The organism is Geodermatophilus sp. SYSU D00079, from assembly GCF_054050635.1.
The window spans coordinates 83,859-96,025 of record NZ_JBJGZS010000008.1 but is presented as its reverse complement, the minus strand read 5'-3'; the positions used below and the strand labels follow the sequence as shown (position 1 = coordinate 96,025).

The 12,167-nt window shown below is 75.7% G+C and carries 13 protein-coding genes; 3 read left to right on the top strand and 10 right to left on the bottom strand.

Features of this window, described 5'->3' with window-relative positions; translation table 11 throughout:
• Positions 1-38: 38 nt before the first annotated feature.
• From ACI79E_RS09445 to ACI79E_RS09430, 4 genes are all read right to left on the bottom strand, one after another.
• Positions 39-323, bottom strand: coding sequence for a thiamine-binding protein (locus tag ACI79E_RS09445; protein WP_456932271.1), 285 nt, complete (start codon positions 321-323; stop codon positions 39-41).
• Positions 320-2,233, bottom strand: coding sequence for a 1-deoxy-D-xylulose-5-phosphate synthase (gene dxs / locus ACI79E_RS09440; RefSeq protein WP_456932270.1), 1,914 nt, complete (start codon positions 2,231-2,233; stop codon positions 320-322). The genes ACI79E_RS09445 and dxs overlap by 4 nt, the downstream gene beginning before the upstream one ends.
• A gap of 169 nt (positions 2,234-2,402) precedes the next feature.
• The gene (locus tag ACI79E_RS09435; RefSeq protein WP_456932269.1) at positions 2,403-2,771 is read right to left on the bottom strand and encodes a hypothetical protein; all 369 of its coding nucleotides are present in this window, start codon (positions 2,769-2,771) and stop codon (positions 2,403-2,405) included.
• A 58-nt stretch (positions 2,772-2,829) separates the two neighbouring features.
• A complete protein-coding gene (locus ACI79E_RS09430) occupies positions 2,830-3,060 on the bottom strand; it encodes a DUF4177 domain-containing protein (protein ID WP_456850979.1) in 231 nt (76 codons plus the stop codon).
• Between the two features lie 207 nt (positions 3,061-3,267).
• On the opposite strand from ACI79E_RS09430, the gene ACI79E_RS09425 reads away from it, so the two are divergent.
• A complete protein-coding gene (locus tag ACI79E_RS09425; protein ID WP_456932268.1) occupies positions 3,268-4,233 on the top strand; it encodes a hypothetical protein in 966 nt (321 codons plus the stop codon).
• Between the two features lie 389 nt (positions 4,234-4,622).
• Here ACI79E_RS09425 and ACI79E_RS09420 read toward each other — a convergent pair whose 3' ends face one another.
• Together ACI79E_RS09420 and ACI79E_RS09415 are read right to left on the bottom strand one after the other, a co-directional pair.
• Positions 4,623-5,921, bottom strand: a complete 1,299-nt coding sequence (locus ACI79E_RS09420; protein WP_456932267.1) for a class I SAM-dependent RNA methyltransferase — start codon at positions 5,919-5,921, stop codon at positions 4,623-4,625.
• Entirely contained in the window at positions 5,914-7,956 is a 2,043-nt protein-coding gene (locus ACI79E_RS09415) for an APC family permease (protein WP_456932266.1), read from the bottom strand. The genes ACI79E_RS09420 and ACI79E_RS09415 overlap by 8 nt, the downstream gene beginning before the upstream one ends.
• 161 nt (positions 7,957-8,117) lie before the next feature.
• On the opposite strand from ACI79E_RS09415, the gene ACI79E_RS09410 reads away from it, so the two are divergent.
• Both ACI79E_RS09410 and ACI79E_RS09405 read left to right on the top strand, forming a co-directional pair.
• Positions 8,118-8,786: a potassium channel family protein gene (locus ACI79E_RS09410; RefSeq protein WP_456932265.1), complete on the top strand. Its 669-nt coding sequence runs from the start codon at positions 8,118-8,120 to the stop codon at positions 8,784-8,786.
• Positions 8,786-9,454 carry a potassium channel family protein gene (locus tag ACI79E_RS09405; RefSeq protein WP_456932264.1) on the top strand — a complete coding sequence of 223 codons (669 nt, stop codon included), beginning with the start codon at positions 8,786-8,788 and terminating at the stop codon, positions 9,452-9,454. Before ACI79E_RS09410 ends, ACI79E_RS09405 begins: the two co-directional genes overlap by 1 nt.
• Before the next feature lie 9 nt (positions 9,455-9,463).
• On the opposite strand, the gene ACI79E_RS09400 is transcribed toward ACI79E_RS09405, so the two are convergent.
• The 4 genes from ACI79E_RS09400 to ACI79E_RS09385 are packed head-to-tail and all read right to left on the bottom strand — an operon-like array spanning position 9,464 to position 12,166.
• On the bottom strand, positions 9,464-10,324 hold the full coding sequence (locus ACI79E_RS09400) for a DUF3159 domain-containing protein (RefSeq protein WP_456932263.1): 861 nt from the start codon (positions 10,322-10,324) through the stop codon (positions 9,464-9,466).
• On the bottom strand, positions 10,321-10,698 hold the full coding sequence (locus ACI79E_RS09395; RefSeq protein WP_456932262.1) for an OB-fold nucleic acid binding domain-containing protein: 378 nt from the start codon (positions 10,696-10,698) through the stop codon (positions 10,321-10,323). The genes ACI79E_RS09400 and ACI79E_RS09395 overlap by 4 nt, the downstream gene beginning before the upstream one ends.
• A complete protein-coding gene (locus ACI79E_RS09390) occupies positions 10,695-11,507 on the bottom strand; it encodes an alpha/beta hydrolase family protein (protein WP_456932261.1) in 813 nt (270 codons plus the stop codon). Before ACI79E_RS09390 ends, ACI79E_RS09395 begins: the two co-directional genes overlap by 4 nt.
• Positions 11,504-12,166 carry a DUF3710 domain-containing protein gene (locus ACI79E_RS09385; protein ID WP_456932260.1) on the bottom strand — a complete coding sequence of 221 codons (663 nt, stop codon included), beginning with the start codon at positions 12,164-12,166 and terminating at the stop codon, positions 11,504-11,506. The genes ACI79E_RS09390 and ACI79E_RS09385 overlap by 4 nt, the downstream gene beginning before the upstream one ends.
• Position 12,167: the final 1 nt, after the last annotated feature.

Here is a 12,167-nt window from a genome sequence, read left to right as displayed (position 1 = left end):
CCGCACCCCTCGACGCGGGGTGCGGCGCTCTCGTCGTCTCACCGGAACTTGTGGGTGAGGCTGTCCATCGTCCGGTGCACCGAGGCGACCTTGATGTGCGACAGCCCGCCGGTCGCGCCGGCTGCCAGCATCGCCTCGTGCGCGGCGCGCAGCGTGGCCCACACCTCGTCGGCCTCGCCCTCCAGCGTCGTCCCGAGGGCGCCGACCTCGTACCGCAGCCCCGAGGCCTGGATGACCGCGATCGCCGCCTCCACGTGGGCGTGGGGGTCCTCCGCCGTGCCTGGCGGTGAGGGCGCGACCTGGATCTCGGCGATCACGCTCACGGCGCCCCCTCGACGACCTCCGTCACCCGCCCCTCGACGCGCTCGGCCACCACCGCGGCCCACTCGGCGATCCGGCGGGCGACGTCCTGCTCGGTCAGCCCGGCATCGGCGAGCACCTGGCCGCGGCTGCCGTGCTCGAGGAACTCCTGCGGCAGGCCGAGGGAGCGCACCGGCACGTCGCAACCGCGGTCCTGCAGCGCCTGGGTCAGCGTGGTGCCGACCCCGCCGGCGCGGCCGCCGTCCTCGACGGTGACCACCAGCCGGTGCGCGGCGGCCAGCTCCACCAGCTCCGGCGCCACCGGCAGCACCCAGCGCGGGTCGACGACGGTGACCTCGATGCCGTGGTCGGCGGCGCGCTCGGCCGCGGCCAGGCACATCGGCACCATCGAGCCGACGGCGACCAGCAGCACCTCCTCCCGCGCCCCGCGGCGCAGGACGTCGACCGGCCCGCGTCGCTCCAGCGCCGGCAGGTCGACCGGCGGCGCGCCCTTCGGGAACCGGAGCACGGTGGGGCCGTCGGTGACGGCGACCGCCTCGCGCAGCGCCTCCCGCAGGGTGGGCTCGTCCCGCGGCGCGGCCAGCCGCAGGCCGGGGACGACGGAGAGGATCGACATGTCCCACATGCCGTTGTGGGAGGCGCCGTCGGTGCCGGTGACCCCGGCCCGGTCCAGGACGACGGTCACCGGCTGGCGGTGCAGCGCGACGTCCATGAGCAGCTGGTCGAAGGCGCGGTTGAGGAACGTGGAGTAGACGGCGACCACCGGGTGCAGGCCGCCCATCGCCAGGCCCGCCGCCGAGGTGAGCGCGTGCTGCTCGGCGATCCCGACGTCGAAGGTGCGGTCGGGGAACCGCTCGGCGAACGGGGCCAGCCCGGTCGGGTGCAGCATCGCCGCGGTGATCGCCACGACGTCGGAGCGCTCGACGCCGATGCGCACCAGCTCGTCGGAGAACGCCGCGGTCCAGTCGCGGGCCGCGGCGGCGCTGGCGCCGCTGTCGGGGTCGAAGACGCCGGTGGCGTGCCAGGCGTCGATCTGGTCGGTCTCGGCCGGCGGGTACCCGAAGCCCTTGGTGGTGACCGCGTGGACGATGACCGGCCCGCCGAAGGAGCGGGCCCGGCGCAGCGCGGACTCCATCACCTCGACGTCGTGGCCGTCGACGGGGCCGACGTACTTCAGGCCGAGGTCCTCGAACATGCCCTGCGGCGAGAGGACGTCCTTGAGCCCCTTCTTGATCGCGTGCAGCGCGTCGTAGAGGGCCGAGCCGAGCACCGGCGCCCGGTGCAGCGCCTGGCGGACCTGCAGCAGCGCCTGCTCGTAGCCGGGCCGCAGCCGCAGGGTGGCCAGTGCGTCGGCGACGCCGCCGATGGTCGGCGAGTACGACCGGCCGTTGTCGTTGACCACGATGACCACCGGCCGGTCGTGGGCGGCGGCGATGTTGTTCAGCGCCTCCCAGGCCATGCCGCCGGTCAGCGCACCGTCGCCGATGACGGCGACGACCGGCCGCTTCTGCCCGCGGACGGCGAAGGCCTTGGCCAGCCCGTCGGCGTAGGACAGCGACGTGGAGGCGTGGCTGTTCTCGACCCAGTCGTGCTCGCTCTCCGCGCGGCTCGGGTACCCGGACAGGCCGCCGCGCTGGCGCAGCCGCTCGAAGCCCTCCACCCGGCCGGTGAGCATCTTGTGCACGTAGCTCTGGTGACCGGTGTCGAAGACGATCGGCTCGTGCGGGGAGTCGAAGACCCGGTGCAGGGCGATGGTGAGCTCGACGGCCCCCAGGTTGGGGCCCAGGTGACCACCGGTGCGGGCCACGCTGGTGACGAGGGCGTCGCGGATCTCGGCAGCGAGCGCCGGGAGCTGATCGGCGGGCAGCGCCCTCAGGTCGGCGGGGCTGCGGAGCGATCGCAGGAGCGACACGGGTAGGAGGTGTCCTCTCTGACGGCGGCAGGTGCACGGCTCGGCAACGGCCGCCGATCAACTGTAGCCGCGTTCCCTGTGCTCTTCCGGTCGAGAGCGGGGGCTGGATGCAGGCTCACAACCCGGGGGGCGAACTGCTCCTCGCGACGGTGCCCGCGCCCCCGTCCGCTCACAACCGGGGCACCCAGCGCTCGCCGCGGAGGGCTCCGGCGACCACCTCGACCCCGCGCGCGGCCACCGCCAGGCGGGCACCCTCGCGCTCGTAGGCGGTGATCGCCGCCGTCATCGCGTCGGCGGGCAGCTCGTCGGCCAGGTCGACCCGCACCGTGCGCCAGCCCGCGCGCGCGGCCTCCAGGCCGGCGCGCACGTGGTCGGAGGCGAAGCGGGCGAGCAGCACCGGGTAGCGGCGCAGGACCTCGTGGGCGCGGTAGTCGGGCGGGACGAGGTCGAACAGCCACGCGACGGCGCTCTGCTCCCAGTCGGGCGCACCGGGCGGGCGCACGGCGTCCGGCCAGCCCGGCGGCAGCGACGCGTCCACCGCACCATTCTGCACCGTCGGTCGAACACGTGTGCGACCGGCGCGCGGGGACGTCCCGTCAGGCCGACGTCGGCCGCTTGAGCCAGAACTGCTCGAAACCCCAGGTCCCGGCGCCGCTGGAGTGGTAGCTGACCAGCTCCCACCCCTCGCTGCCGAGCCGGTTGAGCACCGAGCTCGTGTCCCCGCTCTGCCGCTCCAGCGAGCCGCCGGGGAGCTTGACGCTCACCCCTGCCCGCTGCGACTCCGCGTCGTTGGCCGTGATGACCGAGGCGTACTCCCAGGTGGTCACGGGGAGCAACGGTAACCGACCCCCGCTCCGCCACCCGCGGACCGGGCAGGACGTGATCTGGGTCCGGACCCTTCCGTCACCTCGACGTTCCCGCTAACGTGACTGACAGCGCTGGACCGACTCCACTCTGTGTTGGGAGTTCAGCGGCCGGGTCGGCTCGACCCGCACCCCGCCGTCCACCCACCCGCCGAGGGGACCTCTTCCCGCATGCCCGCCACCCGCCGGACGCCGTCCGACCTGTCCCGCCCCCGACGCTCACGCGCTGCCACGGCCATCGGAGGCCTGGCGATCGCGGGGATCGTCGCCGGCAGCGGCGCCCTCGTGCTCGACGACCCGGCGGACGCCGCGGCGCAGGAGGTCAGCGCCGTGGAGACCACGCACCCTCCCGTCGGCAGCGGCGTCGGCCAGGCCTCCCGCACGTCGGCGGCCCCCTCCTCCGTGCCGGCTCCGCCCACCCCCGCGCCGGAGACCACCCCGCCTCCGCCGTCGGAGACCCCCGCGCCCACCTCCGACGCGCCGACCAGCGCCGCCGCCCCGCCTCCGGCGTCCCGCGTCCCGTCGACCCCGGCGCCGGCACCGGCCCCCGCCCCTGCGGTGAGGGCGTCGGCCCCCGCGCCCGCCCCGAGCCGCTCGACCCCGGCACCGGCACCGGCACCGGCTCCGCGGCCCGCCCCCGCTCCGGCCCCCGCGGCGGCGGTGGGCGCCGGTGAGCGCGAGATCCAGGCCTACATGACCGGCTACTCGTTCTTCGACAACACCCCGGCGGGCAGCCCGAGCATCTCCCACCCGGTCGTCCACCGGCAGGCCGGTGGCACCGGCACCTACGAGGACCCGATCACCGTGGCGGTGGGGCACTCCAAGGCCGGTGGGCAGCACACCCTCGACTGGCCCGCGGGCACCCGCTTCTACGTGCCGGCGTTGAGCCGCTACCTCATCGTCGAGGACACCTGCGGCGACGGTGCCGCCCCGCAGAACGGCGCCTGCCACACCGGGTACCCGTCGTCGGCGTCGACCTGGCTGGACGTCTGGGTCGACGGCCGGGACGGCAGCTCGTCGTCCGCCGACTCCTGCATGGGCCGCCTCACCGGCGTGCACGCGGTGGTCGTCAACGCCGGCCCGGGGCGGCCGGTGACGGCCGGCCCGATCGCCTCCGGGGGCGGCTGCGCGCTCTGAGCCCGCGCGGTCCGGAGCGGAGGCTCAGGGGGACCGCCGAGGCCCGCCCCGGTCCTCCGGCCGGGGCGGCGCGGGCGCCGACGACCGCCCGGGGTGGAACTCGTCGGAGTCGGCCCTCCGGGTGGCCCAGTGCCAGCTCGCGGCCAGCACCGCGGACAGGGGCAGCCAGGCCAGGAGCGGCCACATCCACCAGTGCATCGACGTCCCCCTCGCGCCGGCCGGACGCGACGAGCCCCCCGCCCACGGGGGGAAGACGAGGGGCTCGTCGCAGCACCCACGGTGCCGCCGTCCGAGGCCGGTCAGCACCCCCAGATGCGGGGTCGTACGACTACGTGTGCTGGGGACTTGACGGACCGTCGCGGGTCCCCGCGCACCTGGCCGGGCGGGGTCTAGGCGTCCCTGACCAGCAGCGCCACGCACTCCACGTGCGCGGTCATGGGGAACGCGTCGAACCCGCGGACCGACGCCAGCCGGTACCCCGCCGTCCCGAGGACGGCGACGTCACGGGCGAGGGACGCCGGGTCGCAGGCCACGTAGACCACCGCCCGCGGACCGGCAGCGGCCAGCACCCGGCTCACCGCCGGCCCGGCACCGGCGCGCGGCGGGTCCAGGACGACGACGTCCGGCGGCGTCCCGAGCTCGGCCAGCAGCTCCTCCAGGCCCTCGGCGTCGACCTCGCCCTGCCACACCTCGGTCTGCGGCAGGTCGGCGAGGTTGGCCTCGGCCGCCGCGCACGCCGCCGGGTCGGCCTCGACGCACACCACCCGGCCACCGGGGCCGACGGCCGGCGCCAGCGCCCCGCCGAAGAGGCCTGCGCCGGCGTAGAGGTCGAGGACGGTCTCCCCCGGCTCGACGGCGGCGAACGCCTCGACGGCGGCCACGAGGGCGTCGGCGGCCGCGGGGTGCACCTGCCAGAAGCCGGTGCCCTCGACCTCCCAGTCCCGTCCCGCGGCGGTGCGCGCGGCGCGGCCGGCCGGCTCGGCCGGCGCCTCCTCTCCCGGGCGCAGCACCCGGGTCGTCTGCGGTCGGCCCTGCCGGTCCAGCCGGGTGGTGGTCACGGTGCCCGTGCCGTCGACGGCGACGTCCACCGCGCCGGCCCCCGGCCAGCGGCGGCCGAGGACCGCCCGGGCGGCCGGCTCGGCGGTGATCGGGCAGTCGGCGAGCGGCACCACGTCGTGCGACCGGTGCCGGCGCAGCCCCGGCAACCCGGAGCGGTCGACGGCGAAGCGCGCCCGCGACCGCCAGCGCAGCGGGCCGCCGGGGAGCTCCTCCACGACCACCTCGACGTCCAGGCCGGCCAGCCGGGCGAACTGCTCGCGGACCACCGCCGCCTTGAGCCGGTGCTGCTCGGCCGGGGTCACGTGCTGCCAGTCGCAGCCGCCGCACCGGCCGGGGCCGCTGTACGGGCACGGCCGCTCCACCCGCTCGGGCGAGGGCTCGAGGACCTCCACCGCGTCGGCGCGGCAGAAGCCGGGGTGGCGGTCCTCGGTGACCCGGACGACGACCCGCTCGCCGGGCAGCGTGTGCCGCACGAAGACGACCCGGCCCTCGTGCCGGGCCACGCAGTGCCCGCCGTGGGCGACCGGGCCGACGACGACCTCGAACTCCCGGCCGGTCCAGCCACCGCCGCGGTCGGCGCGCTCCGGCCGGGGCCCGCGCCGGCCGCTCCTCGGACGTCGCTCAGCCATACGGGGTGGCCTCCGGTTCCTCGGTGGCCAGCCCGCGGCGCAGGTCACCCGGCGCCGGGCCGCCGCCCCGGCCGTTGTCGTCGTCCCGGCCCACGGAGCTCTCCAGCTGCCACGGCACGGTGGTGATCATGACGCCGGGCTGGAACTGCAGCCGGGCGCGCAGCCGCAGCGCGCTCTGGTTGTGCAGCACGTTCTCCCACCACCGGCCGACCACGTACTGCGGCACGAAGACCACGACGAGCTCGCGCGGGCTGTCCCGCCGGATGCCCTTCACGAAGTCGAGGACGGGCCGGGTGATCTCCCGGTACGGCGACTCGAGCACCGTCAGCGGGACGGGGATGTCGTACTTCTCCCACTGCGCCTGCAACGCCCGGGTCTCGGCGTCGTCGACGTTGACGGTGAGTGCGGTCAGCGCGTCCGGGCGGGTGGCCCGGGCGAAGGCCAGGGCCCGCAGCGTCGGCTTGTGCACCTTCGACACCAGCACGATCGCGTGCACCTTGCTGGGCAGCATCCGGGAGTCGGTGTCGGGCGCCAGCTGCTCGGCGACGTGCGAGTAGTGCCGGTTGATGGCCTTCATCAGCAGGAAGAGCACCGGCATCACCAGCAGGACCAGCCACGCGCCCCGGGTGAACTTGGTGACGATGATGATCACCAGGACGACGCTGGTCAGCGTGCCGCCGACCGCGTTGATCGTCTGCGACCGGCGGATGCGGCGGCGGGCCAGGGGCTCGGTCTCGGTCCGCAGCTCCCGGTTCCAGTGCCGGACCATGCCCCACTGGCCGATCGAGAAGCTGGTGAAGACCCCGACGATGTACATCTGGATCAGCCGGTTGACGTCGGCACCGAAGCCCACGAGCAGCAGGGCGGCGAACCCGGCCAGCAGCAGGATGCCGTTGCTGTAGACCAGCTTGTCGCCGCGGGTGTGCAGCTGCCGCGGCATGAAGCGGTCCTGTGCCAGCACCGAGCCCAGCAGCGGGAAGCCGTTGAAGGCGGTGTTGGCCGCCAGGATCAGGACCAGCGCGGTCGCCGCCTGGATGTAGAAGAAGCCGACCGAGGTGTCCCCGCCGAAGGTCGCCGCCGCCACCTGCGCGATGACCGTGCGCTGCGGCGCGGTGTCGCAGTCCGCGAAGCCCTCCAGGTCGCAGGGGTTCTCGGCGTACTTGACCTCGGCGGCCAGCGCGAGGGCGGTCACGCCGGCGAACATCGTCGCGGCGATGCCGCCCATCAGCGCCAGCGTGGTGGCGGCGTTGCGGCTCTTCGGTGGCTTGAACGCCGGGACGCCGTTGGCGATGGCCTCCACGCCGGTCAGGGCGGTGCAGCCGGAGGCGAAGGCGCGCAGCGCGAAGAAGACCAGGGCCAGCCCGCCCAGCTGCTCGAAGCCGGGCTCGGGGGTGATCGAGAAGCCGGCGCTCTCGGCGACCACCGGGGAGTCGGTGAACAGGTCCCGCACCAGGCCGGTGGCGATCATCACCAGGATGCCGGTGATGAACAGGTACGTCGGGACGGCGAAGGTGCGGCCGGACTCCCGCAGGCCACGCAGGTTGGCCGCGGCCAGCACCGCGACCAGGCCCACGGCGATGGCCACCCGGTGCTCGTTGAGGTCGGGGAACGCCGAGATGATGTTGTCGGTGCCCGCCGCGACCGACACCGCGACGGTGAGCACGTAGTCCACCAGCAGCGCGCTGGCCACGGTGAGCCCGGCGAACTGCCCGTGGTTCTTGAACGCCACCTCGTAGTCGCCGCCGCCGGACGGGTAGGCCCGCACCACCTGGCGGTAGGACAGCACCACGGTGCCCAGCAGGAGCACGACGGCGATCGCCAGCCACGGCGCCAGGTACAGGAACGCGGTGCCGGCCAGCGTCAGCACGATGAGGATCTCCTGGGTGGCGTACGCCACGGAGGAGAGCGGGTCGCTGGCGAAGATCGGCAGCGCCAGGCGCTTGGGCAGCAGGGACTCGCCGGCGCGGTCACTGCGCACCGGCCGGCCCAGGACCAGCCGTTTCGGGAGTTGTCCGAGGTCGGACAGGGATGGCACGGCGGCGATGGTACGGACGCGGCGGCCCGCCGCGCCCCCGTCCCGAGGGTGAGTTGCAGCGCTCGGACGGCGTCGCCCGCCGTCCCCGGGTGTAGCTTCGCGCCCGGGCAGCGCGGGCGGTCGGCGCCGGCGCCCTGGACCGTCGAGCGGAGAGTTCAACAGTGCACGTGGTCGTGATGGGCTGCGGCCGCGTCGGGTCGGCCATCGCCCGCCGGCTCGAGGAGATCGGCCACAGCGTGGCGGTCATCGACCAGGACCCGGAGGCGTTCCGCCGGCTCGGGGCGGACTTCGCCGGCCGCCAGGTGACCGGCCTCGGATTCGACCGCCAGACCCTCCTCGACGCCGGCATCGACTCCGCCGGCGCCTTCGCCGCGGTGAGCAGCGGCGACAACTCCAACATCATCAGCGCCCGGGTGGCCCGCGAGACCTTCGGCGTCCAGCACGTCGTCGCGCGCATCTACGACTCCAAGCGCGCCGAGGTCTACGAGCGGATGGGCATCCCCAGCGTGGCCACCGTCCCGTGGACGGTGAACCGGCTGATGCGGGAACTGCTGTCGGTGAAGGTCAGCGAGCTGTGGCGGGAACCCACCGGCCAGGTGCTGCTGATCCGGGTCACCGTGACCGAGGGCTGGGTGGGGCGGAGGCTCGCCGAGCTCGAGGCCCAGTCCGGCGCGCGCGCCGCCTGGCTGGTCCGCTTCGGCGAGGCGCAGCTGCCGACGCCGGCGACCGTCCTGCAGGACGGCGACCAGCTCGTCGTGGCCGCCACCGACGCGATCACCCCACGGGTGCACGAGGTCGTGGAACGCGGTCCCCAGGGAGGGGAGTCCTGATGCGGGTCGCCATCGTGGGCGCCGGCGCCGTCGGCCGCTCCATCGCCGGGGAGCTGCTCAACAACGGCCACGCCGTGATGCTCATCGAGAAGGACGGCCGCAAGGTGCGCACCCGGTCGGTCCCGGGCGCCGAGTGGGTGCAGGCCGACGCGTGCGAGGTGTCCTCCCTGGAGGAGGCCCAGCTGGCCACCTGCGACGTGGTCGTGGCCGCCACCGGTGACGACAAGGCCAACCTCGTCGTGTCGCTGCTGGCCAAGACGGAGTTCGCGGTCAACCGGGTGGTGGCCCGCGTCAAGGACCCCCGCAACGAGTGGCTCTACACCGAGTCCTGGGGCGTCGACGTCGCCGTGTCCACCCCGCGGGTGCTGGCGGCGCTGGTCGAGGAGGCGGTGACCGTCGGCGACGTCGTCCGGCTGATGAGCTTCCGCAAGGGGGCGGCCAACCTGGTGGAGATCACCCTCGCCGAGGACACGCCGTGGGTCGGCCGCCCGCTGCGGGAGGTGCCGCTGCCGCGGGAGACCGTGCTCACCGCGGTGCTGCGCGGCGACCGGGTGATCACCCCCACCCCCGACGAGCCGCTGGAGGCCGGCGACGAGCTGCTGTTCGTCACCCACGCCGACGTCGAGGAGCAGCTGCAGCAGGTGCTCTCCCCCGCCCACGCGGGCTGAGGGGGACCCTCAGGCCGCGGGTCGCTGGTCCTCGGGCCCGTCGTCGGCCGGCTCGGCCCGGTGCCGGTGCAGCCGGGCCACGACCCACAGCGTCACGACGACCTCCACGGCGGTGACCGGCAGGCCCAGCACGAGCGAGGCGGTGCCGAGCAGCTCCACCTCGTCGGCCCGGTAGAGCACGTACTGCACGACGGCCCGCACCAGGAACGTCGCCCCCCACAGCAGCGTCAGCCAGGAGTAGGCGCGCACCATGCGCCGGTCCTCCCGCCAGTGCCGCTCCGGCTCGGGGTCGGCCGGCCGGACACCGGTCTGCGGGTCCGGCGGCGGGCGGTGGTGCAGGGAGGCGTTGACCCGGCCGAGGCGTTGTCGGAGCCCGGGCAGGGAGTGGGAGGCCATCGCCCCCAGGTGGCTGGGCGCCAGGAACTCCGCGAGGACGCCGACCAGCGGCCACCGCACGGCGATCGACCCGACCAGCACCACCCCCAGGGCGACGTTGCGCACCAGCCCGGGCACGAAGAAGTCCCGCGCCTGGCCCGAGGCGGCCGCGATGCCGACGGCGATGGCCACCCCGAACAGGCCGCTCACGGCCTGCTGGACGCTCTCCCGGCGCAGCAGGCGCAGCGCGAAGACGAGGACGGCGGCACCGACCGCGGCCCAGATGCCGGCGCGGAGCCCACCGAGGGAGTTGCCCACGATGAAGGCGATCGTGGGCAGCGAGGCGTCGAGCATGCCGCGCCAGCCACCGAGCTGCTCCAGCACCAGGTGCCGGTCGAACGCGACGGCGCCCGGCTCGGCCGGTGCGCTCGCCGCAGGCCGCCCACCCGGGTCACCGGCCCCGGGACGCCCCTCCCCCTCGGGCGCAGCCGTCACCCGGCGCTCAGCTCGTACCGCGGGTTGTAGATGACCTGGCGGCCGTCGAACGAGGCGAACCGGCCGTGGGCGCTCAGCGTGCGCCCGGGCTCGATGCCCGGGATCCGCCGCCGGCCCAGCCACACGAGCGTGACCGACCCGGAGCCGTCGAAGAGCTCGGCCTCGAGGGTGGGCACCGTCTCGCGCGGCGTGTAGACCACCGACTTCAGCCGGCCGGTGACGGTGACCACCTCACCCTTGCGACACGCGCTGACCGCCGCGCAGCCGGCGCTCACGGCACCCTCGCGCAACCGCTCCGCGTCGATGGTCTGGTCGTCGGCGGTGAGGCGCTGCAGCGTGCGCGCCAGCCATCCGCCCGAACGGGTCTCCGTCACGGTCCCAGGGTAGATCCGTCGCGCACGGCAGCGGCGCGCTCCCGCAGCCAGGTGCGGACCAGTGCCCACGGCGCGCCGTCGGGGTCGATGAGCCCCATGTGGTCGCCGTCGACCCAGCGCACCTCCACCGGCACGCCCACCGCCGCGGCCGCCGCCGCGTAGCGGGCGCTCTGCCCCGGCGGCACGTCGTCGTCGGCGGTGCCGTGCACGCACAGCAGGTCGACGCCGGCCGGCACCAGCCGCACCGGGTCGGCGACGGCGTACCGGTCGGGCGCCTCCTCGGGCTCCGCGCCCAGCAGCCCCTGCACCGCGCCGTCCCCCATCCGCTGCTCGGCGGCCAGGCCCAGGTCGAGGACCCCCGCCTGCAGCACCGCGGCGGTCACGCGCACCCGCGGCCGCGCGCCCGGCGCACCGTCGGGCAGCCGCTCGCGGCCGGCCACCCACGCGGCGAGCTGACCGCCGGCGGAGTGACCGACGACCGTGACGTCGGTCAGGTCGAGCCGGCCGGCGACACCGGGGCCGCCGTGGTCGGCGAGGTCGGCCAGCGCGTCGACGGCGGCGGCGACGTCCTCGAGCGTGACCGGCCACCCGCCACCGGCGCCGACCCGGCGGTACTCCACCGCGACCGCGGCGAAGCCGGCCGCGGCGAGGTCGGCGGCCAGCGGGCGGGCCAGCTCGACGCCGTAGGGAGCGCGCCAGAAGCCACCGTGCACCACGACGACGACCGGCGCGGGCCCGCGGCCGGGCGGCAGCGTCAGCTCGAGGAACTGGTCGGGGTGCGGGCCGTAGGCGACCTGCGTGACGCTCACGCGCCCGGCGCCGGCGGTGTCGGGGTGCCGCCCTGCCGCCGGGCCGCCTGCTGGGCGGCCACCTGCGCCGCCGCCTGCGGGGGCAGCGTCAGCGGCAGCTGCTCGCGCACCGGCATCGGCTCGTGCCCGCGGACGACGACGATCCGCCGGAAGGCCTCCTCCAGCTGCGCGGCCGCCTCGGGGCTCTCCGCGGCGGGGCCGCTGAGCATCCCGCGCAGGAACCAGCGCGGGCCGTCGACGCCGAGGAACCGGGCCGCCCGCCGCACCGGCTTCGGCGCCGGCTGCCCCTGCTGCGCGGGCTGGCCCACGAGCACGGTGCCGGCCAGCTCCGGGCCGAACGGTCCGTCGACCTCCCGGAGCGACCCGCCCTGGCCCGACGCGCTGCGGGCGAGGTCGGCGCGGACGTCGTCCCAGATGCCCCCCGCGCGCGGCGCGGCGAACGCCGACACCTGGAGCATCGACTCCCCCGCGCGCAGCGTCGCGCCGACCACCTTCTGCTGGGCGTTGACGTCGACCCGCAGCTCCGTGCCCGGCACCGCGGGCAGGCGCAGCGACCCGAGGTCGATGCGGGCCACGCCGTCCTGCGGCGCGTCGGCCTCGTCCCAGGGCCCGGAGGTCTCCTCGACCTCCCGGGGGCGGACCTGCGGCTCGGGGGGCACG

Bases quoted from the DNA above. Each gene is read 5' to 3' on its own strand.
- ACI79E_RS09425 (WP_456932268.1), top strand. From the start codon at position 3,268: ATGCCCGCCACCCGCCGGACGCCGTCCGACCTGTCCCGCCCCCGACGC.
- ACI79E_RS09420 (WP_456932267.1), bottom strand. From the start codon at position 5,921: ATGGCTGAGCGACGTCCGAGGAGCGGCCGGCGCGGGCCCCGGCCGGAG.
- ACI79E_RS09405 (WP_456932264.1), top strand. From the start codon at position 8,786: ATGCGGGTCGCCATCGTGGGCGCCGGCGCCGTCGGCCGCTCCATCGCC.